The organism is Xanthomonas sp. WHRI 1810A (assembly GCF_040202885.1).
Classification (GTDB): Bacteria; Pseudomonadota; Gammaproteobacteria; order Pseudomonadales; family Pseudomonadaceae; genus Aquipseudomonas.
Genome location: NZ_JBEGED010000027.1, coordinates 1 through 20,380 on the forward strand (window position 1 = coordinate 1; position 20,380 = coordinate 20,380).

General features: G+C 62.7%; 18 protein-coding genes. 5 read left to right on the forward strand and 13 right to left on the reverse strand.

The genetic code is table 11. The features are described 5' to 3' along the window. Positions 1-137: 137 nt before the first annotated feature. The 8 genes from ligD to ABQX22_RS25375 form a co-directional block, all read right to left on the reverse strand. Positions 138-2,399, reverse strand: a complete 2,262-nt coding sequence (ligD, locus tag ABQX22_RS25340; protein WP_349802607.1) for a DNA ligase D — start codon at positions 2,397-2,399, stop codon at positions 138-140. A gap of 33 nt (positions 2,400-2,432) precedes the next feature. Then, positions 2,433-3,347 (reverse strand): non-homologous end joining protein Ku, encoded by a 915-nt coding sequence (gene ku / locus ABQX22_RS25345; RefSeq protein WP_349802608.1) that lies wholly within the window; start codon positions 3,345-3,347, stop codon positions 2,433-2,435. A gap of 91 nt (positions 3,348-3,438) precedes the next feature. Continuing rightward, entirely contained in the window at positions 3,439-3,894 is a 456-nt protein-coding gene (locus tag ABQX22_RS25350) for an REP-associated tyrosine transposase (RefSeq protein WP_349802609.1), read from the reverse strand. A 224-nt stretch (positions 3,895-4,118) separates the two neighbouring features. Next, positions 4,119-5,456: an MFS transporter gene (locus ABQX22_RS25355; protein ID WP_349802610.1), complete on the reverse strand. Its 1,338-nt coding sequence runs from the start codon at positions 5,454-5,456 to the stop codon at positions 4,119-4,121. 99 nt (positions 5,457-5,555) lie between these two features. Next, the gene (locus tag ABQX22_RS25360; protein WP_349802611.1) at positions 5,556-6,494 is read right to left on the reverse strand and encodes a hydroxymethylglutaryl-CoA lyase; all 939 of its coding nucleotides are present in this window, start codon (positions 6,492-6,494) and stop codon (positions 5,556-5,558) included. Then, the gene (locus ABQX22_RS25365) at positions 6,491-7,684 is read right to left on the reverse strand and encodes a CaiB/BaiF CoA transferase family protein (RefSeq protein ID WP_349802612.1); all 1,194 of its coding nucleotides are present in this window, start codon (positions 7,682-7,684) and stop codon (positions 6,491-6,493) included. The genes ABQX22_RS25360 and ABQX22_RS25365 overlap by 4 nt, the downstream gene beginning before the upstream one ends. A gap of 179 nt (positions 7,685-7,863) precedes the next feature. After that, the gene (locus ABQX22_RS25370; protein ID WP_349802613.1) at positions 7,864-9,234 is read right to left on the reverse strand and encodes a GntT/GntP/DsdX family permease; all 1,371 of its coding nucleotides are present in this window, start codon (positions 9,232-9,234) and stop codon (positions 7,864-7,866) included. A gap of 224 nt (positions 9,235-9,458) precedes the next feature. Beyond that, entirely contained in the window at positions 9,459-10,355 is an 897-nt protein-coding gene (locus tag ABQX22_RS25375) for a LysR family transcriptional regulator (RefSeq protein WP_349802614.1), read from the reverse strand. A gap of 128 nt (positions 10,356-10,483) precedes the next feature. Here ABQX22_RS25375 and ABQX22_RS25380 point away from each other — a divergent pair, with 128 nt between their 5' ends. From ABQX22_RS25380 to ABQX22_RS25390, 3 genes are all read left to right on the forward strand, one after another. Then, positions 10,484-11,188, forward strand: coding sequence for a CoA transferase subunit A (locus ABQX22_RS25380; protein WP_349802615.1), 705 nt, complete (start codon positions 10,484-10,486; stop codon positions 11,186-11,188). A gap of 105 nt (positions 11,189-11,293) precedes the next feature. Then, on the forward strand, positions 11,294-11,950 hold the full coding sequence (locus ABQX22_RS25385; RefSeq protein ID WP_349802616.1) for a CoA transferase subunit B: 657 nt from the start codon (positions 11,294-11,296) through the stop codon (positions 11,948-11,950). Between the two features lie 242 nt (positions 11,951-12,192). Next, positions 12,193-13,611, forward strand: coding sequence for a short-chain fatty acid transporter (locus ABQX22_RS25390; protein WP_349802617.1), 1,419 nt, complete (start codon positions 12,193-12,195; stop codon positions 13,609-13,611). A gap of 128 nt (positions 13,612-13,739) precedes the next feature. On the opposite strand, the gene ABQX22_RS25395 is transcribed toward ABQX22_RS25390, so the two are convergent. Further along, positions 13,740-14,642 (reverse strand): LysR substrate-binding domain-containing protein, encoded by a 903-nt coding sequence (locus ABQX22_RS25395; protein ID WP_349802618.1) that lies wholly within the window; start codon positions 14,640-14,642, stop codon positions 13,740-13,742. A 96-nt stretch (positions 14,643-14,738) separates the two neighbouring features. Between ABQX22_RS25395 and ABQX22_RS25400 the strand changes: the two genes are divergently transcribed. Next, positions 14,739-15,659: a DMT family transporter gene (locus tag ABQX22_RS25400; RefSeq protein ID WP_349802619.1), complete on the forward strand. Its 921-nt coding sequence runs from the start codon at positions 14,739-14,741 to the stop codon at positions 15,657-15,659. Between the two features lie 130 nt (positions 15,660-15,789). On the opposite strand, the gene ABQX22_RS25405 is transcribed toward ABQX22_RS25400, so the two are convergent. The 4 genes from ABQX22_RS25405 to ABQX22_RS25420 all read right to left on the reverse strand — a co-directional run bounded on the left by ABQX22_RS25405 (position 15,790) and on the right by ABQX22_RS25420 (position 19,153). Next, entirely contained in the window at positions 15,790-16,305 is a 516-nt protein-coding gene (locus ABQX22_RS25405) for a MarR family winged helix-turn-helix transcriptional regulator (RefSeq protein WP_349802620.1), read from the reverse strand. Then, positions 16,302-17,207, reverse strand: coding sequence for a helix-turn-helix transcriptional regulator (locus ABQX22_RS25410; protein ID WP_349802621.1), 906 nt, complete (start codon positions 17,205-17,207; stop codon positions 16,302-16,304). Before ABQX22_RS25410 ends, ABQX22_RS25405 begins: the two co-directional genes overlap by 4 nt. Positions 17,208-17,301: 94 nt before the next feature. Then, positions 17,302-17,991, reverse strand: coding sequence for a fumarylacetoacetate hydrolase family protein (locus tag ABQX22_RS25415; protein WP_349802622.1), 690 nt, complete (start codon positions 17,989-17,991; stop codon positions 17,302-17,304). 226 nt (positions 17,992-18,217) lie between these two features. Continuing rightward, complete coding sequence (locus ABQX22_RS25420) at positions 18,218-19,153, reverse strand: 2-hydroxyacid dehydrogenase (protein ID WP_349802623.1); 936 nt, start codon at positions 19,151-19,153, stop codon at positions 18,218-18,220. A 722-nt stretch (positions 19,154-19,875) separates the two neighbouring features. On the opposite strand from ABQX22_RS25420, the gene ABQX22_RS25425 reads away from it, so the two are divergent. After that, positions 19,876-20,328, forward strand: a complete 453-nt coding sequence (locus ABQX22_RS25425; RefSeq protein WP_349802624.1) for a DUF2442 domain-containing protein — start codon at positions 19,876-19,878, stop codon at positions 20,326-20,328. Positions 20,329-20,380: the final 52 nt, after the last annotated feature.

Sequence of the window (20,380 nt, forward strand, 5' to 3'; positions counted from 1 at the left end):
CTGTACTGCTGCAAACAGTCAGATGCTGACTTGAAGTCCCACCCACCCCTTCGGGTTCTACCATACAAGCTGGCTTGCCTGCGATCTGCCGGGAACCGGCAGCAATCCTGCGGATGCGGTCCCCCAGAATTTCACGCTCACTCCGGCGCCTTCGCCCCCAACTGCTTCCACATCTTCTTGGTAATGCGCTGCTTGTTCTTGTAGCCCGCCCACGGGTCGGCCTTGAGTTTGCGCAGCCGTGCCTGCAGGTTGGAGATGTTCCACTGGGACGCGGACGTGAGGGTGGGCAGTTCTTCCCGGGTGATCGGCACCGACACCGGCAAACCCGGCCGCGCACGCACCGAATACGCGGTGGCGGTACTGGCGCCTCGGGTGTTGCGCAGAAAATCGATGAAGATCTTGCCGACGCGATTCTTCGGCCCCATCACCGCCGTGAAGCGTTCGGGCAATTTGTCGGCGATGAATTGGGCAATCGCCTTGGCAAACGCTTTCACCGTATCCCAATCGGCACTGCGCGCCAGCGGCACGATGATGTGCATGCCCTTGCCGCCGCTGGTCTTGATGAACGCCTCAAGGCCCAGTTCGTCCAGCACCGCCAACGTCATGCTGGTGGCTTCGATCATGCTGCGCCACGGCAAGGCCGGGTCCGGGTCGAGATCGAGGACGAAGTGATCAGGGGTTTCGATCTTGTCGGCGGTGGCGCCCCAGGTGTGCAGCTCGATGGTGCCCATCTGCGCCGCGCCCACCAGCGCCTGCACGGTGTCGATTTCCATCAACCGCGCATGACCGGTGTCGAGCTTTGGGTCTAGCTGCTTGATGTTCGGGATTGCAAGCCGCTCACAATGCTTCTGGAAAAACTGCTCGCCTTCCACCCCGTCCGGGCAGCGCAGCAACGCCACCGGCCGGTGCACCAGGTGCGGCAAAATCCAGTCGGCAATCGACTCATAGAACTGCGCCAGATCGATCTTGTGCAGCCCGCTTTCCTGATCAATCACCCGTTCTGGATGGCTGATCAGCACCCCGGCCACCTCGATTTTGCCCTTGGGCACGCGCCTGGAAGACGCCGCTTTTTTGCCCTTGGCAGGCGCCGTCGCTTTCGAAGCCTTGGCCTTGACCGGCGCTTTCGCAGCCTTCGGCGTTTCCGGGTATTCGTCGCACTTGAGCTCGATCCAGTCGGCGCTGCGTGTCGAGTCGTAAGCGCTGCCAACGCGCTTGCCAATCACCCCGTCCAGGGACAGCGCGCGGGCGCTTTCAATGATGTCCTGGGGCTTGGCGGCGAAGGCATCCGAGAACCGCAGCAAGCGACTGCGCTGCTTGCCCAGACGCGCCTTGACCGCCGCGCGGCGTTCTTCCACCGCCGTGTTGCGCAGGTCTTCGCCATCCAGAAACGGTGCGTCGAACACGTAGTACACGATGTCCTTGCTGCGGCCGATCTCGAACGCTTCCTCCAGCGCCTGGAAGTCCGGCAGGCCAGCGTCATTGAGCACGACCATTTCGCCGTCGAGCCAGCCATCGCCCAGCTTCATAGCGGTCAACGCCTTGGCCTGCAACGGCAGACGCTCGGTCCAGTCATCGCCATCGCGGCTGAACAGGCGCACTTCGCCGTCCTGGATGCGCGTCAGGATCCGGTAACCGTCGAATTTGATCTCGTACAACCAGTCACCTTCCGGCGGAGACTCCACCCGCGTGGCCAGTTGAGGCGTGAGTTTTTCCGGTATCGCCGTCTTGCTTTTCGCCGGTTTCTTTTTCGTCGCCGGCGCTGCTTTTGTATCGGCCTTGGCCGCCGAAGGTTTGCGTGCGGATTTACGGGTGACGGGCTTTCTGCCCTCGCCCACGGTGGCGCCACTGACCACGCTCTGCGGCATGTCAGTGACGATGTCGTACTCGTCTTCCGGGCGCACGGCGTCGTCTTTTTCCTTGATCAGCAGCCATTGCTCCTTGTCGCCGCTGCCGCGCAGGTGAGTGCGCACCAAGGCCCACTCGCCAGTGAGCTTCTCGCCGATCAGGGTGAATTTGAGCTTACCGTCCTTGTAGGTTTGCCGAGGGTCGCCGTGGGGTTGCCAGACGCCCCGGTCCCAGACAATCACATCCCCGGCTCCATATTCGCCTTCGGGGATGCTGCCTTCAAAGGTGCCGTAGCCCAGCGGATGATCTTCCACGTGCACCGCCAGGCGTTTGTTCTTCGGATCCAGGCTTGGCCCCTTCGGCACCGCCCAGCTCTTGAGCGTGCCGTCGAGCTCCAGGCGGAAGTCGTAATGCAGGTTGCGCGCGTCATGCTTGTGGATGACGAAGCTCAGGGCATGGGCCTCGTCGCCCTTGTGCGGGGCGGCGGCTTCAGGCGGCTCGGACGTGACGTCGAAATTGCGCTTGCGCGCGTATTCGCTGACAGGCTTGTTCATGGTCGATTACACCTCTGCACCGGCGGGCGTCACTCAGGACGCCTTATTGGTTTTTTTCCTGGCAGGGGCACGTCGTTTGGCCGGAACTTCTTCGTCTTCGGTAGCGGACTTGCTCTTGCTGGCGGGCTTGGCTTTCGTGGGAGTTTTTGCGGCACTGCCTTTGCTGCCCAGGCTGCGCTTGAGCAGCTCGGTCAGGTCGATCACGTCGGCCGACTTGCGCTCAGTCTCCCCGGCGTCGGTTCCCACGTCCTCGATCTTGCCTTCGCGGGCCTTGGTTTCGACCAGTTCCATGATCTGATCCTGGAACGTGTTGCGGTAGTCGTCGGGTTGCCAGTCGGCACTCATGTCCTCGACCAGGCGCTTGGCCATGTCCAGCTCGGCCTTGCTCAGCTTGGCGTCGGTCACGTCCTTGGTCAGCTCCAGGGTATCGAGGCTGCGCACTTCAGCCGGCCAGCGCAGCAGCACCAGCACGATGGCCGAGTCCAGCGGCATAACTGCCGCCAGGTGCTGGCTGGTACGAATGACCACATTGGCCAGCGCAACCTTGTTGGTGTCGATCAACGTCTGCCGCAACAGCGCGTACACCTTCTCGCCGCGCTTGTCGGGGGCCAGGAAATACGGGGTGTCGATGTTCTGCAGCGGAATCTGATCGGCGTCGACGAAGCCGAAGATTCCGATGGTTTGCGTGGACTTGGGGTGCGCAGCGCGAATCTCTTCTTCGCTGATGACCACGTACTGGCCTTTTTGGTACTGCACGCCCTTGACGATGTTTTCCTTGGTGATGTCCTTGCCGGTGACCTTGTTGATCCGCTTGTAGCCCACCGGGTCCATGCTGCGCTTGTCCAGCCAGTCGAAGTCGACACCCTGCTGCGACGTGGCGGACACCAGCGCCACCGGAATATGCACCAGCCCAAAACTGATCGCGCCCTTCCAGATTGCCCGAGCCATTGCCTTATTCCTTGAGGGGATGTGTTTAGCAGTGACCGGGGGGGGTGGGGAAAAGTTTCGGTGGGGTGACGGGTGCGACGGTATTCGAAACTTACAACCAGACAGCGTCCCAAAGCGGGTAATCACCGAGACGTTTCACCAGCCCGGCGCGCAGGGGGTTGGCGACGATATAGCGCGCGGCCTGCTGCAGATCTTCGTCCCGGCGCAGGGCCCGGTCGTGGTAGCCTTTTTGCCAGACGGCACCTGAATAACGGGTACGCTCTTTAAACGCCTGGCTGCTTCGGGATTTCATCCGGGACATGAGAGCCGCCAACGAACCTTGCTCAAGTGCAATGAGCCAATGCAAATGGTCCGGCATGACGACCCAGGCCATGGAGTGAACAAGCCCTTCTCGCTCCATGTAGCGCATCTGATGAACGACGAGACGACCCAATCGCCAGTCGGAGAAAAACGGTTGTCGTTGATGCGTAACGGTGGTCAGGAGGTAGATGTTGCCGGTCGCCGAAAACCGGCCTTTGCGTAATTGATGTCCGTTCAAGTCATGCATTCATGTTCCCGCCCTGGCGTTGGTATAGAACCAGATTAGGCGTGCAGGTTTCGAGTGTGAGCAGAGTAGGTTTCGGCGTATGTCAGGTAGACCGCTTCGCAGCCTTCGGCGGCTCGTCAGCTCCTACAGGTGGCGGCGTTTTCTGTAGGAGCTGACGAGCCGCCGAAGGCTGCGATGCGGTGATGAGGGCGGCAGCTGCGGCATTGATGCCGCCCTCGATTCGATCAATCGCCGTGCTTATCCAGCGTCCGCAACTTCGCCGGCAACGCCCACATCAGCAACGCCGCGGCCAGTAAACTCGACACGCCGATGACGTATAGCGCAGGCGTGGTGCTGCCGGTGAGGTCTTTGATGCTGCCGACCATCACCGGGCTGACGATGCCGCCGAACTGGCCCAGGGTGTTGATCAGTGCGATACCGCCCGCAGCGCCCGCCCCGGCACCGGCCAGCAACTTGGGCGGCAAGGTCCAGAACGCGGGAATCGAGGCGACGATCCCGGCGCCGAGCATCGCCAGGGCCACGATCAGGAACACCGTGTGCTGGGCAAAAATGCCGGCGCTGAAGAAGCCGATTGCCCCCAGCACCACCAGGCCGCAGACGAACTTGCGCCGCTCACCCGTGGCATCCGACAAGCGCCCCACCACGACCATGCTGATGGCGCCAAAGATGTACGGAATGGCGGTCAGCAGGCCAATGATCACCGGGCTTTCGGTGCCGGCGCTGCGAATCAGCTGCGGCGCCCAGAAGTTCAGGCCGTAGGACGCTACCTGAATCAGGAAGTAGATAAAGCCGAGCATCAGGAAGCCGGGCATCTTCAGCGCGGTCAGCAATGAGCCGCCGTGCTTGTTCGGTTCGTGATGAGCAATGCGACTGGCCAGGTAGGTCTTTTCTTCAGACGTCAGCCAGTGCGCGTCAGTGACTTTGTCCTTGAGCACTTTCAGCACCAGGAACCCCAGGCCGATGCACGGGAGGCCGCCCAGCAGGAACAGCCAGTGCCAACCGCGCATCTGCATCACGCCGTCCATGTGGCCCAGCACCAAACCGGACACCGGCGCGCCGATCAGTCCGGCAAAGGCTGACGCCAGGAACAGGATGGAGGTGATGCGTCCACGGTAGGTTTGCGGAAACCAGAGCGTCAGGTAATACAACACGCCGGGCGCGAAACCGGCTTCCATGGCGCCGATGATGAAGCGCAGTGTGTAGAACTGCCATTCGCTGGTGACGAAGATCATCAACGCCGTGGCAACGCCCCAGGACATCATGATCCGCGCGATCCAGCGCCGGGCGCCGACCTTGTACAGCATGATGTTGCTCGGCACCTCGAACAGCACGTAACCGACCACGAACAGCCCGGCGCCCAGGCCGTAGGCGGTGTCGCTCAGGCTGAGGTCGCTTTGCAGCTGGAACTTGGCGAAGCTGATGTTGATGCGGTCAAAAAAGGCGAACAGGTAGCAGACCATGATCAGCGGCATGATGCGCCACGCGACCTTGCGGATGAGGGCTTTTTCCGCGCTCAGGACCTCGGGGAGGCTGCTGTCCGGATTCAGAACAGAGATCGTCATTCAGGTTTCTCCAGGCGGGCTTCCCGGTGGGTGCCCGTTTGTTTTTGTTGTCTGGCTGGACGCTCGCGCGCCCGTGGTTACGGCGTGTCGCAGTGCGGCTCAGGTGGGCAGATTGTCCGGTGCCGGATGCAGGTCACTGTTGCGCCCCGCCTTGGCCACCTGGCCGGGCATGTCGTGGCCCAGCAGGTCGGGCAAGCGGCGCGACATCGTCAGCAGGTGCGGCAGGTCAATGCCGGTGTCGATGCCCATTTCTTCGCACAGGTTGACCAGGTCTTCGGTGCAGATATTGCCCGAGGCCCCCGGCGCAAACGGGCAACCGCCCAGCCCGCCCAGGGACGCATCGAAGCGCCGCGCCCCGGCTTCGTACGCGGCCAGCACGTTGCTCAGGCCCAGGCCGCGTGTGTTGTGAAAATGCAGGGTCAGTGCCGACGCCGGCAGCCGTTGCAGCACCCGCTGGACCAGCCGGTAGACCTGACGCGGGTTGGCCATGCCGGTGGTGTCGGCCAGGGTGACGCCGTGCATGCCCAGTTCCAGATAGGCATCGACGATCTGCAGCACCACGTCTTCGTCGATCACGCCTTCGAACGGGCAGCCGAAGGTAGTGGCAATCGAGCCGTTGAGGCTCAGCGCAGTGCCCTGGACCAGTGCCACCACATCACCGAACGCGGTCAGCGATTGCTCGCGACGCATGCGCATGTTGGCCAGGTTGTGGGTCTGGCTGGCGGACATCACCAGGTTCAGCTCGTCGGCCCCCGCGTCCAGCGCCCGCTGCGCGCCCTTGAGATTCGGGATCAGCGCAACGTAGGTCACCCCCGGCTGACGATGGATGCCACGAAACACTTCATCGCCATCGCGCAGGGCCGGAATCGCTTTCGGCGAAACGAACGACCCGGCTTCGATCCGGGAAAAACCGGCCAACGACAGCTGATCGATCAGCGCGATCTTGTCAGCGGTTTCGACCCATTTCGGTTCGATCTGCAGGCCGTCGCGGGGCGACACTTCCTGCACGATCAGGCGCTCGGAGAAATCAGTGATCATTGCACCACCCCGTCTTTTTTCAGCTGTTCGATGTTGGCGGCAGACAGGCCCAGACTGTCCAGTACGCTGTCGGTGTGCTGCCCCAGGCTCGGGCCTTGCCAGTTCACACCACCGGGGGTGTCCGACAGTTTCGGCACGATGCCCGGCATTTTGACGCTGGCACCGCCCGGCAACTGGGCGTCGAGGATCATGCCCCGTGCCTGGTAATGCGGGTCGGCGACGATGTCGGCCACGTTGTAGATGCGGCCGGCGGGCACTTCGGCCTGCTCCAGCGCCTGCAACACGTCGTCGATGGGCAGGCTGGACGACCAGCCGCTGATGGCGTCATCCAGCAGATTGCTCTGGGCGGCGCGCCCGTCGTTGTGGGCGAACTCAGGGTTGTCACCCAGGTCGTTGCGGCCGATGACGTTCATCAGGCGCTTGAAGATCGGGTCGCTGTTGCCGGCGATGACAACATAAGCGCCGTCTCCGGTCGGGTAGGTGTTGGACGGCGCAATGCCCGGCAACGCCCCGCCGCTGCGCTCGCGCACATGGCCCATCATGTCGTATTCCGGGACCAGGCTTTCCATGACGTTGAACACGCTTTCGGCCAGCGACACGTCGACGATCTGGCCGTCGCCCTGCCCGGTCTTGACCCGCAACAGCGACATCAGCGCGCCCATCACCGCGTGCATCGAGGCCAGGGAATCACCGAGGCTGACCCCCACCCGCGCTGGCGGCGAGCCCGGCGTGCCGGTGGTGTAGCGGATGCCGCCCATGGCCTCGCCGATGGCACCGAAGCCGGGCCGGTCGCGGTAAGGCCCGGACTGGCCGTAGCCGGAGATACGCACCAGCGTCAGTTTGGGGTTCAACGCGTGCAGGACATCCCAGCCAAGTCCAAGCTTTTCCAGCGCGCCGGGCCGCAGGTTTTCGATCAGCACGTCGGTGCTTTCCGCCAGCTGCTTGACGATGGCGATGCCTTCAGGGGATTTGAGATTCAGTGCGAGGGATTTCTTGTTGCGCGATTGCAGGTACCACCAGAGGGAGGTGCCTTCGTGAAGTTTTCGCCATTTACGAAGAGGATCGCCCTGACCCATGGATTCGATCTTGATGACTTCGGCGCCGAACTCCGCCATCAGCCGGGCAGCGAACGGAGCGGCGATCAGCGTGCCAATTTCGATCACGCGAATGCCGGTAAGGGGGGCAGTCATGGTGCGTACCTCTGTCTTTCTTGGAATTTGAGCCAAGACTAGAGGACGACACCGCGCACAATCCAACCGTCAGTTGGCAAAGGGCGTTCGCGAAACGCGAAGGGTCATGGGTTTCAGATCATGCGACGCGCCCGGACACTGTCGCGGGCGCGCCTGGAGAAGTGAGTGCGTGGATTGAATCAGGTCAGCCATTGCCACAGCAGCAGCGTGCCGATCAGGCCGACCACCGAGACGATAGTCTGCAGCACCGACCAGACCCAGATTGTCTGCTTCAATTCCAGCCCGAAATACTCGCGGACCATCCAGAAACCGGCATCGTTGACGTGGCAGAAGAACACCGAGCCGGCGCCAATCGCCAGCGCCACCAGCGAGGCCTGGGTCGCTTCCAGCCCGGCCATCATCGGCGCAAGAATCCCCGCCGTGGTCGTGGTGGCCACCGTCGCCGAACCGGTGGCCTGACGCAGGGCCACGGCGATCAACCAGGCCAGCAACAGGTACGGCATGTGCGCGCCTTCGGCGACCTTGCTGATGGTCTGGCTCACGCCGGCGTCCAGCAGTGTCTGCTTCAAGCCGCCGCCAGCGCCGATGGTCAGCAACAGCACGGCAATCGGCGCCAGGCTTTTGCGCAACGTGCCGCCGACGTGCTCCCGGGAAATCCCGTTGGCCCAGCCCAGGCAAATCACCGCCGCCAATACCGCGATCCCCAGCGCCACCAACGGCTCGCCGAGGAATTTCAGGGTCAGGGCCACGGAGCTTTCCGGCGCCATGGCGACCTTGGCCAGCGTACTGCCGAGCATCAGAATCACCGGCAACAAGATGATCAGCAACGACACCACAAAGCTCGGTTGACGGGTGGCATTGGGTTTGGCGGAGAACAGTTCGCCCAGTTCGGCCGGGGCTTCGATGTGCAGGCGTCTGGACAACCAGTTGCCGTACAGGGGACCGGCCAGAATCACGGCCGGCACCGCGATGCAGAACCCCAGCAACATGGTCAGGCCGAGGTCGGCGTGCAGGGCGCTCACCGCAATCAGCGGACCGGGATGCGGCGGCATCAGGGCGTGCAAGGTGGTCATCCCCGCCAGCGCCGGGATCGCGATTTTCAGCAGCGGTTGCCCGGACTGACGGGCCATGACGAAGATGATCGGCACCATCATCACCAGGCCGACTTCGAAGAACAGCGGCAGGCCGATGACCATCGCCACCAGCGCCATCACCCACGGCAGCGCCTTGCCTTTGCCGATCCCGAGCAAGGTCGAGGCGATACGGTCAGCCGCCCCGGATTCGGCCATCAACGCCCCGAGCATCGCCCCCAGCGCGATGATGATCCCGGCCTCACCGAGAATCCCGCCCGCCCCTTTGCTGAAGGCCTTGGCCACCGCTTCAGCGGGCAGCCCGGCGCCAATCCCGGCGATGAACGTACCCACGAGGATGGACAGAAACGGAGGAAGTTTGGTCGCGCTGATGAGGACGATGATGGTGGCGATGGCGATCAGGCAGCAGACAATCAGTTGGGTGTCGTGGAAAACCCAGGCAGCAGAAGAAGCGTCCAACGAGGACTCCTTATCGTTTGAAATTGGTCAACGCGAGGTCGAAACATTTGGTAGCAACTTTCCCAACCATACCGGATGCGACATTGCGCCGCAGTGAAACTTTTGACAGGGAAGCGTCTGGCCGGGGTTTTGCGGTCCGCCTGTAGGAGCGCGCTTGCCCGCGATTACGGTGTGTCATCACCGAAGAAGTCGCAGACATATGGCATTCGCGGGCAAGCGCGCTCCTACACCGCTTGCGTGACCTGCGCACACTCAATCAACACATCGCGCAACGCCTGCGCGGCCGCCGACAGTTTGTGATCGGCCAGGGTGATCAGGCCGATCCGGCGCTCGATGATCGGCCCCTCCAGCGCAATGCAGCGCGCGCCCAGTTCCTGCATCTGCTGAATGCACAGCGACGGCACCGCACTCACCCCCAGGCCGTTGGCAACCATGCGGCCCACCGTAGACAGCTGATGACTTTCGAAGGCTACCGCCAATTTGCCATGCCGGGTGCGCAGGTCTTGCTCCAGCAGCAGGCGCACCGCCGAGGGGCGCTGCAAGGTGATGAAGTCATGGTGCAGCAGTTCGTCCCAGGTCACCACGCCCTGCTCCGCCAACGGTGAGTCCAGCGGCACCACGGCGACGAAGCGGTCCATGTAGAACGGCGTGAACGTCAGGGTGTTGCTGGATTCGGGCTCGAAGCCGATGCCGAGCTCGACCCGTCGATGGTCTACCATTTCCAGCACCTGTTCGTTGATCACGTCGTGCACTGCGACATTGACCCGGGGGTAGCGCTCACGAAACACCTTCAGCGCGCCCGGCAGCAGATTGCCCGCGAACGACGGCATCGCCGCCACCGAGACCTTGCCCAGTTGCAAGGTGAAGCGCTGACGCAGCAATTCTTCAGTGTTGTCCCAATCGGCCAGCAGTTGGCGGGCGATGGGCAGCAGGGTTTCACCTTCGGGGGTCAAGCTGACCGTGCGCGTGGTGCGGGTCAGCAGTTGCCCGCCGAGGTCTTCCTCCAGCGCCTTGATGGTCAGGCTCAGCGCCGGCTGCGACAGGTGCAGCCGCTCGCCCGCCTGGGCAAAGCTCAAGCACTGGGCAACCGCCAGAAACGCACGAAGCTGCTTCACATTCATTTATTTGATTTCTTTATCAATCGATGAAAAAAACAAAATTAACAAATCACTGACTGCAAGAGAAGATGCGCGCAACGCTACCCGGTCATTGCACGGCCGGACACAACTACAAAGAAGGCGGGATCACCATGGCTGGACTCGACAAGCGAGTGGCAACATACGAGGAAGCCCTCGACGGGCTTACCGACAACATGACCGTGCTTTCGGGCGGCTTCGGCCTCTGCGGGATCCCGGAAAACCTCATCGCCGAAATCAAGCGCCGTGGCGTCAAGGGCCTGACCGTGGTCTCCAACAACTGCGGCGTCGATGGCTTCGGTCTGGGCGTACTGCTGGAAGATCACCAGATCCGCAAAATGATCGCGTCCTACGTGGGCGAAAACGCCCTGTTCGAGCGCCAGTTGCTCGACGGCGAGCTGGAAGTCGAACTCACCCCCCAAGGCACCCTTGCCGAAAAAATGCGCGCAGGCGGTGCTGGCATTCCCGCGTTCTATACCGCGACCGGCTACGGCACCCCCGTGGCCGAAGGCAAGGAAACCCGCCAGTTCAACGGCCGCAACGTGATCCTGGAAGAAGCCATCACCGGCGACTTCGCCATCGTCAAAGGCTGGAAAGCCGATCATTTCGGCAACGTGGTCTACCGTCACACCGCGCAGAACTTCAACCCGGTGGTGGCCACCGCAGGCCGCATCACGGTGGTGGAAGTCGAAGAAATCGTCGAGCCCGGCGTGTTGCTGCCCTCCGAAATCCACACCCCGGGCATCTACGTCAACCGGGTGATTCAGGGCACGTTCGAGAAACGCATCGAGAAGCGCACGCTGCGAGACCCGGACTGAGAAACGGGATCCGCTCCCTGCACTCGACGCGCGTTGCATGGCGCGTATTCCCTCGAACGTACTGGCCCGCACGCCGGCCGGACAGAATAAAAGAGACCCGAGATCATGGCACTTTCCCGCGAACAAATGGCACAGCGCGTCGCGCGCGAACTGCAAGACGGCTTCTACGTGAACCTGGGGATCGGCATTCCGACCCTGGTCGCCAATTACATCCCGGACGACATCGACGTGATGCTGCAATCGGAAAACGGCTTGCTTGGCATGGCCGCCTTCCCCACCGAGGAAACCATCGACGCCGACATGATCAATGCCGGCAAACAGACCGTCACTGCGCGCAAGGGCGCGTCGATCTTCGACTCCTCGCAGTCCTTCGCCATGATCCGTGGCGGCCACGTGGACCTGACGGTGCTGGGCGCCTTCGAGGTCGACGTCGAAGGCAACATCGCGTCGTGGATGATCCCGGGCAAACTGGTCAAGGGCATGGGCGGCGCGATGGACCTGGTGGCCGGCGCCGACAACATCATCGTCACCATGACCCACGCCTCCAAGGACGGCGAATCCAAGCTATTGTCACGCTGCAGCCTGCCGCTGACGGGCGCGGGCTGCATCCGCAAAGTGCTGACGGACCTGGCGTACCTGGAAATCGAAGACGGCGCGTTCATCCTGCGTGAAACCGCACCGGGGGTGAGCGTCGAAGAAATCATCGCCAAGACCGCCGGCAAGTTGATCGTGCCGGATGACGTGACCGAGATGACGTTTTAGCGATACCCCTGTAGGAGCGCGCTTGCCCGCGATTACGGTGGGTGATCACCGAATACGTCACAGGCAGAATGCAATCGCGGGCAGGCGCGCGCCTACAGGTCATTCGCGACGACAGTGTTCGACATCAGCCCCTTCAGCCATGAAGGGGCTTTGCTGTATCTGAAGCACCTCACTTTTTGCACCACTGAACACACAACACTGCTCCCACTGGCAACCACACAATAAATCCAAGAGGAAACACCGTGGCCACCGAAATCGAAGAAAGCCGCTATGCCCGCTTTGCCCTGCGTTGTGCGCGATGGGCTGAACGCTGGTTCCCCGATTCCTGGGTATTCGCCGCGCTGGCGGTGGTGATTGTCACCCTCGCCACGCTGGTGATCGGCGCCAAACCGGCCGATACCGCCAAGGCCTTCGGTGACGGGTTCTGGAGCCTGATTCCGTTCACCATGCAGATGGCGTTCGTGGTCATCGGCGGCTACGTGGTTGCCAGCTCCCCGCCGGCGGTCAAGCTCATCGACCGTCTGGCGCGCATCCCGAAGAACGGTCGCTCGGCCGTGGCCTGGGTCGCCTTGATTTCCATGGTCGCCTCGTTGCTGAACTGGGGCCTGTCGCTGGTGTTCGGCGGTTTGCTGGTGCGCGCCCTCGCCCGCCGTACTGACCTGAAGATGGATTACCGCGCTGCCGGCGCCGCCGCCTATCTCGGCCTCGGCGCCGTGTGGGCCTTGGGTCTGTCTTCGTCTGCGGCGCAATTGCAAGCCAACCCCGGCAGCCTGCCGCCCTCGATCCTGGCGATCACCGGCGTCATTCCGTTCACCGAAACCATCTTCCTCTGGCAGTCCGGCGTGATGCTGCTGGCACTGGTCGTCGTCTCGATCATCGTCGCCTACGCCACCGCGCCCGGCCCCAACACGGCCCGGGATGCCAAGGAATGCGGGATCGATCCGGCCTTCAGCCTGCCACCCCTGCCGCCGCGCACCCGACCGGGCGAATGGCTGGAATACAGCCCGCTGTTGATCATCCTGATGGTGATTCTGGCGTCAGGCTGGCTGTTCAACGAGTTCTCGACCAAGCCGGCCATCACGGCGATTTCCGGGCTGAACACCTACAACTTCCTGTTCATCATGGTCGGCGCCCTGCTGCACTGGCGGCCTCGGAGTTTTCTGGATGCCGTGGCCCGCGCGGTGCCCACCACCACCGGCGTGTTGATCCAATTCCCGCTGTACGGCTCGATTGCCGCGCTGCTGACCACGGTCAAAGGCAGCGATGCACAAACCGTGGCGCATCACATTTCGCTGTTCTTCACCAGCATCGCGTCCCACGACACCTATGCGCTGCTGATGGGCGTGTACTCGGCGATCCTCGGCTTCTTCATCCCGTCGGGCGGCGGCAAGTGGATCATCGAAGCGCCGTACGTGATGCAAGTGGCCAATGACCTGAAATACCACTTGGGCTGGGCGGTACAGATCTACAACGCTGCCGAAGCCTTGCCGAACCTGATCAACCCCTTCTACATGCTGCCGTTGCTGGGGGTGCTGGGCCTGAAAGCCAGGGACCTGATCGGCTTCTCGTTCGTGCAATTGCTGGTGCACACGCCGCTGGTGCTGTTTCTGCTGTGGGCATTGGGCACGACGCTGGCGTACATCCCGCCGGTGATGCCGTAACGGCGAGGCTGGACAAGGTCATTTTGGGAGGGAGCCTGCTCGCGAGAGGCGGGAACGCCGCTGCATCACTTTCGCGACAGCCACCGCTTCGCGAGCGAGCTCCCTCCCACGTGCAGGCGCTATACGGATCAGCAGCCCGCGTTGTTTGTCCCTTGCGCCTGATCGATCAACCAGTCTTTCAGCGCCTGCACGGCCGGTCGCGGGATGGCATGTCTGGGCTGCACCACGTAATAACCCTTGGACAGCGGCAAGCGCTGTTCGAAGGGTTCGATCAGCGCCCCGCTCGCGATCTCGTCTTCCACCAGCCACTCGCTGGTAATGACCACGCCCTGATCCCTTCGCGCCGCCTCGATGGCCATCATCGATTGATCGAAATGAATGCCGGCAATCTGCGCCACCGCTTGCGAATCGATACCCGCAAACCGCGCCAGCCACTCAGGCCAGTGCGGGTGAAAGGTGTTGTGCAGCAAGGTCGCACCGCGTAAATCCGCCGGTAACACCAGCTTCAGCTGCCGTGCATACGCCGGGCTGCAATAGACCCTCGCCTCATCGGGATGCAACAGGTGCACGTCCAGTCCGGGTGCGATGCCGTCGAAATGCCGGACCGCCAGGTCCACCCGTTCGCTGGAGAAATCCGCCAGCGCGCTGGAAGAACTCAGGTGCAGCGAAGCGCTGGGGTTGGACTCGATAACGTTCGCCATGCGCCGCGCGAACCATTTGGCCGCCAGGCTCGGCGGCATGCTCAGCCAGACATTCTGACTGTGCCTGTCACGCAGGGCCTGGCTGGCGTCGATGATCTGCGTCAGCGCCGGCTGGATGCGCGCCCAATAGGCCAGGCCGTCCGGGGTGGGTTCGATCCGACGAATGTGCCGGATGAACAGGGTCACGCCCAGCCACAGCTCAAGATTGCGCACCTGCTGGCCGATGGCACCGGGCGTCACGTGCAGTTCGTCGCCGGCAAGAGAAAAACTCTTGTGGCGCATGGCAGCGTCGAAACAGGACAAGGCTTTTAACGGCGGCGGTGTGTGCATGGCGTAGTTTTTCTACTTCATGGCGCAAGGATGATCGTTTGTAGCGGATCACGCCCGACCGCACAATCGCCTTCTTTCAAACCGGCGGATGAGCCCATGAAAAACACTGCCTACCTTGCCTTCGCCCTCCTCGGATTGATCTGGGGGACCAACTTCATGTTCATGAAGTGGGCGGTGGAATGGATCTCGCCGGCGCAGACCGTGTTGCTGCGGATGCTGTTCGGCTTCCTGCCGCTCCTGATATATGCGCTGAGTCGCCGTTGCCTGAGCTGGAGCCATCTGCGCCATGCCCACCATTTTCTGGTCATGGCCTTGCTGGCCACCGTGATCTGCTACTACTTCTACGCCAAAGGCACGACGTTGCTGCTGTCCAGCGTCGCCGGTCTGCTCAGCGGCGCCATCCCGCTGTTTACCTTCGTCTGCGCGTACCTGTTTTTGCGCGAAGAAAAGCTCAACGGGCCGATGACCGCCGGCGTGCTGTTGGGGTTCGTCGGCGTGCTGTTGATCGCCCGTCCCTGGGCCAGCGGCGCGGCGGCGATTTCGGTACCGGGCGTGATGTACATGGTGTTGGGCTCGCTCAGCGTCGGTTGCTCCTTCGTCTATGCCAAGCGCTTTCTCACCGGTCTGAACATCTCGCCGGTGGCGCTGTGCACCTATCAGATCGGCCTGGCGCTGGTGGTCATCGCCGTGGTGAGCGACTGGAGCGGCATCGAACGCATCACCCAAAGCCCGAAAGCCATGCTCGGCGTCTCGCTGGGCCTGGGCCTGCTGGGCACCGGGGTGGCGTACATTCTTTATTACTTCATCGTCGACAGACTGGGCGCTGTGGTCGCTGCCTCGGTGACCTACATCCCGCCGGTGGTGGCGCTGATGATCGGCATCCTTGTCGCCGGAGAGCCGATGCACGGGATGGACCTGCTGGCGATCGGCGCCATCCTGGCCGGGGTTTATCTGTTGCAGGTGGGGAGGCGCAGGGGTCAGGCGATGCCGTTGCGGGCTGCGGTTATCGTGAAATAAACGATGATGGGTTGGAGCGAGGCTTGCCCGCGAAGTTGACGACGCGGTTCAACCAACACACCGCGTTATCGCTCTTCGCGGGCAAGCCTCGCTCCAACAAGAAACGTCCGGGCTGCGGGCTCGATCAGCCCTAAATTTCGTCGTATTCCCCCACTGTCACCGCAGCCAGCGCTTCCCGCAACATTTGGGACTGCTTCACGCCATACCCCTTCTCGAACGCGGCCTGGGCCTGTTCCCACAGCGGCTGCGATTCCAGCAATTTGTCCATGCCCGCTTGTGTCAGGGTCACCAATCGGCTGCGCCTGTCAGCCGGGTCCACGCTCACCGCCAGCAGCCCTTCACGCTCCAGCGGCTTGAGGTTCTGGGCCAGCGCGGAGCGGTCTATCACCAGCGCAGCGGCCAGTTCGGACAGGCTCGGCGCCTGGCTGCGGGCTATCTGCATCAGGATCGAGCGCTGGGTGGAGCGCAGTCCGCAAGGGGCCAACGCCGCGTCGTACAGCAAAGTAATCCGCCGCGTGGCCTTGCGCAGATGCGTCGCGTGGCACACCACCTGCGCCGACACCCGAAGGCCATCCGGCACCGGCACCTGATGGCAGGGCGAGTCGTTCACGGGCAGCCCTGCGCCGCGTTCGTGTTCAGCGTTCATGAGCCGCGCTGCTGGCGTCGAAACTGGCCGGGCGGCATACCGTGGGCTTTGCGAAAGCGTCGGGAGAAATACGCCTCGTCGGCAAACCCGCAGCTTTCGGCAATGCGGCTCAGGGCGGTGTCGCTGTTCATCAATTGGGTGCGCGCCAGGCGCATGCGGCGTTCCAGCACCAGTTCGGAAAACGTGCTGCCGGTTTCCTTGCGCAGCAGGTGGGTCAGGTAATTGGGCGACAAAAACGCTGCCGCCGCTGCGTCGGTCAGGGTCATGGCCGGGTCGGCGATGTGCGCGCGGATGTATTCCATCACCCGGCCCATGGCGTCCCGCCGCCCTCGCCGTTCGGCCTTGCTGTCGGCCAGCGCCAGCAAGGGCGCCTCGAACAGGTTGCAGACCTTGCCGATCAGTTGCAGCAGATAACCGCGCAGGATCGAGGCCGACCCCAGCTGCCGCGACAAGTCCGCCTTGCGCATCAGGGTCAACAGCGCCAGGACTTCAGCAAAATCTTCATCGTCGAGCACGAAATCCAGGTGTTCCTGAAAGCGAAACGGCGCCAGTTCCGGGGCCTGCGCCATGGCGATGTCTTCCAGATCCATGGGATCGCAGTGCACATGCGGCAGGAAGAAATCCTGGGAGAAATTGATCAGCACGAAATTGCCGTCATCGGGATGGGGAATAACGTGCAGCCGGTGCGGCAGGATGAAGGCCAGGGTGTTGCGGGCAAACGGCCGGATCGCCCCGCCGATGTGCTGCACAGTGTCGCCGCCAAGGTTGATCTGGATCTGGAAGTATTCGTGGCGATGGGGCGACGTCAGGGCGGGACGCGCCAGCTTGTCACGGATGTAGAAATCCGCGCGATCGCTGCGTTGCTGCATGCCGTACGTGGGGATACGGGACTGACTGGTCATCGCTTGAACACCCTGGAATCGCCGGATCTGACCGCCGCATGTTAGGGCAACGGCGGGTGTCGGACCAAGCGATTCATGCGCCGGGTGCGGCGCGTCAGACCAGTGTGACGGTCAGCTCGGCAATGCCTTCGACGCCGGCGGTGACCACGTCGCCTTTTTGCAGCGCACCGACGCCCGCCGGTGTACCTGTGTAAATCAGGTCGCCGGCCTTGAGGCCGACCGATTGCGACAGGTAAGCGATGACATCCTTGACCGCCCAGATCTGGTCCGACAGATCACCGCGTTGGCGGCTCTCACCGTTCACGTCCAGCCAGATCGCGCCCTTGTCGGGATGACCGATCTTGCTTACCGGCTGCAGCGGCGTGGCCGGTGCGGAGGCATCGAACGCCTTGGCGAACTCCCACGGACGGCCCATCTTCTTGGCCTGGGCCTGCAGATCGCGACGGGTCAGGTCAAGCCCGACGCCGTAGCCCCACACGTGGGTCAGGGCCTCTTCGGCGGGAATGTCGACGCCGTCCTTGCCGATGGCCACCACCAGTTCGATTTCGTGGTGCAGATCCTGGGTCAGCGGCGGATACGCAATGCTGCCCTTGGCCGGAACCACGGCGTCGGCCGGTTTCATGAAGAAGAACGGCGGCTCGCGCTCTGGGTCGTGGCCCATTTCCCGGGCGTGCTCGGAATAATTGCGGCCGACGCAGAACACGCGGCGGATCGGGAAGCGGCTGGACGTGCCTTCGACCGCCAGCGACGGGGTGGCGACGGGGGCGATGACAAATTCGCTCATGGTGTTTCCTCGGCTAAACAGTGATCGGTCTGACGCCAGTGTGGGCGGTTTGCGCGGGGGCAGGTTGGACGGATCACACAGGGTTTTGGACGGAACAACGGTGTTGGTCGTGAATCCGCCGCCGAGCACGGTGGGAGGGAGCTCACTCGCGATCCGCTGTTTGGCGGACATGTGTTTCATGTCCCGGCCTCATCGCGAGCAAGCGCCCTCCCACGGTCATGACTCTTTAACTGCGCACGGGCGTCAGCACCGGCTCCCCGGCAAAGAACGCCAGCAGGTTGTCCGCCACCCGCTGCACGGTGTCACGCGAAGCGTCTGGCGAGAGCCCTGCGACATGGGGCGTCAGCACGACATTGTTCAGCGTCTTCAGCGCGTCCGGCACCTGGGGCTCGTCGTCGAAGACGTCCAGCGCAGCACCGGCAATGCGGCCGTGCTGCAACGCATCGACCAGAGCGTCGGTGGCGATCACGCTGGCCCGGGCGATGTTGACGATGAAGCCGTCCGGCCCCAATGCCTCCAGCGCCTGTTTGTCGATCAAGTGCCGCGTGCCCGCACCGCCCGGTGTCGCGACGATCAGGAAATCCGCCGCGTGGGCCAGCGCCAGTGGCGTCTCGCAATACGCGAAATCGACATCGTTGCGCGGCGTGCGGCTGTGGTAGCACACCTGCATGTCAAAGCCCTGGGCGCGTTTGGCAATCGCCATGCCCACCGAACCCAGGCCGAGAATACCGATGCGTTTGCCGGCAAACGTAGGCCGCGTCAGCTTGCGCCATTCACCGCGGCGCACCGACGCGTCGGCCAGGGGAATGTCGCGGACCATGGCCAGCAGCAACGCCATCGCGTGGTCAGCCACGGTGGGCGCGTTGACCCCGGCACCGTTGGTCACGGTAATGCCTCGCGCCTCGGCGGCCGGCAAATCCACTTGTTCATAGCCGGCGCCAAGCACGCAAATGATCTGCAGCTTGGGCAGCGCCGCCATTTCTTCGTCGAAAAACCCCAACGGCCCACGGGTCAATACCGCCGTGATCTCATCGCGACCGTTGGCCACCGCCTCCGCGCGCATCGCCGGGGTCGGCGCCAGAATCAACCGAAACCCCTGCGCCTCCAGAATCGGCAAATACTCGTTCACGCTTTCCACCAGCACCAACACCGTCTCCGTCATCGCCCCGCTCCACAGAAAAATTCAAGGGGCAGACAGTAGCGCGAGTCAGCACGATTGGGCAGGCCGACGCTGCACATTTCACGTTACAGCTGCGCAAGGCTTGCCGTTCGTGAGCCAACGTCCTGCGGCCAAGTTTTGTATCACCTGGGACGTGGAGAGAAAACCCGGGATGCGATTCACTCGGCTCAGCCTGTAGCCGATTTCCGAAAAACGTCGGCGGCTGGGCAAACAGGCATTTCGGCGTCGCAAGGATGCAATCAGCGGCGTAGACTCCAGAACCTAACGGATGGGTTAACGATGAGAGTTTGCAGTCACAAGGGATACAGGATCGCCGTGTTCACCCGTGATGAGCACTGTCCGCCTCACGTTCACGTAGGCAACAGGGAGTGGGATGCGCGTTTTCTATTCAGCTTTTGGCATAACGGCGTTTCGCTATGGGATGTGACCCCCACGCAGAACACGCCCTGCGCGAGAGTGTTGGAGGAGCTGCGGCAAGTGCTCAAACGTCGTGCAAACCTGCGCCGGGCTCGTGAATGCTGGTGGGTCAGCCGAAGCACCTTGTGCCTGGAGAATCAGGGTTGGGATGAAGATGCACATGAGGTGGCAGCCGTTCACATTGACCCGCCCGCCACCTGCCCCATTCTCTGTGCCGCCTTTGACCCGCAGGCCAACATCACCCGACTACGTTTATCAGGGCATTTATGCCCCTTGGAGATACAGCTATGAAACCCATAAAAGCGACTGAGCGTCATGACAACCCAATCACGCAGGCGACGCTGGCCGAAGCGCTCACCCGAGGGCGCAAACGCTCTCAATGCACCTTGACTGCCACGACGGTGCGTTACAGGGAAGACGATCAAGCGCTCATGATCGGTCTTGCGGATCACACGGCCCTGCTATTGCCGGTCGGCCTCTACCCGGAGCTGGCGGACCTTCTCCCTGCGGAACTCGCCCGGATTGAGTTGGGGTTCGGCGGGAATGCCTTATGCCTGGAATCCCACGATATTCACCTGCACCTGGCCGGCATGGTTTCTGACAGCAAGTCGCTGATGGAGATGGCGGCCAGCGTCATCGCCGCTCGCAACGGGCGCCGTAGCAGCAGTGCCAAGGCGAGTGCCTCCCGGGCAAACGGACTCAAGGGCGGACGGCCGCGAAAGCTCGTCGACAAGGCGTAATCGGAAGACCCGCTCAGCGAAGCAAAACCGTCACACACTCGACGCCCCTTCT

Coding starts and splice junctions, on each gene's coding strand:
- ABQX22_RS25415 (WP_349802622.1), bottom strand. CDS start 17,991: ATGAGCGAATTTGTCATCGCCCCCGTCGCCACCCCGTCGCTGGCGGTC.
- ku (WP_349802608.1), bottom strand. CDS start 3,347: ATGGCTCGGGCAATCTGGAAGGGCGCGATCAGTTTTGGGCTGGTGCAT.
- ABQX22_RS25395 (WP_349802618.1), bottom strand. CDS start 14,642: ATGCACACACCGCCGCCGTTAAAAGCCTTGTCCTGTTTCGACGCTGCC.
- ABQX22_RS25405 (WP_349802620.1), bottom strand. CDS start 16,305: ATGAACGCTGAACACGAACGCGGCGCAGGGCTGCCCGTGAACGACTCG.
- ABQX22_RS25410 (WP_349802621.1), bottom strand. CDS start 17,207: ATGACCAGTCAGTCCCGTATCCCCACGTACGGCATGCAGCAACGCAGC.
- ABQX22_RS25365 (WP_349802612.1), bottom strand. CDS start 7,684: ATGACTGCCCCCCTTACCGGCATTCGCGTGATCGAAATTGGCACGCTG.
- ABQX22_RS25355 (WP_349802610.1), bottom strand. CDS start 5,456: ATGACGATCTCTGTTCTGAATCCGGACAGCAGCCTCCCCGAGGTCCTG.
- ABQX22_RS25385 (WP_349802616.1), top strand. CDS start 11,294: ATGGCACTTTCCCGCGAACAAATGGCACAGCGCGTCGCGCGCGAACTG.
- ABQX22_RS25375 (WP_349802614.1), bottom strand. CDS start 10,355: ATGAATGTGAAGCAGCTTCGTGCGTTTCTGGCGGTTGCCCAGTGCTTG.
- ABQX22_RS25420 (WP_349802623.1), bottom strand. CDS start 19,153: ATGACGGAGACGGTGTTGGTGCTGGTGGAAAGCGTGAACGAGTATTTG.
- ABQX22_RS25380 (WP_349802615.1), top strand. CDS start 10,484: ATGGCTGGACTCGACAAGCGAGTGGCAACATACGAGGAAGCCCTCGAC.
- ABQX22_RS25350 (WP_349802609.1), bottom strand. CDS start 3,894: ATGCATGACTTGAACGGACATCAATTACGCAAAGGCCGGTTTTCGGCG.
- ABQX22_RS25425 (WP_349802624.1), top strand. CDS start 19,876: ATGAAACCCATAAAAGCGACTGAGCGTCATGACAACCCAATCACGCAG.
- ABQX22_RS25360 (WP_349802611.1), bottom strand. CDS start 6,494: ATGATCACTGATTTCTCCGAGCGCCTGATCGTGCAGGAAGTGTCGCCC.
- ABQX22_RS25400 (WP_349802619.1), top strand. CDS start 14,739: ATGAAAAACACTGCCTACCTTGCCTTCGCCCTCCTCGGATTGATCTGG.
- ligD (WP_349802607.1), bottom strand. CDS start 2,399: ATGAACAAGCCTGTCAGCGAATACGCGCGCAAGCGCAATTTCGACGTC.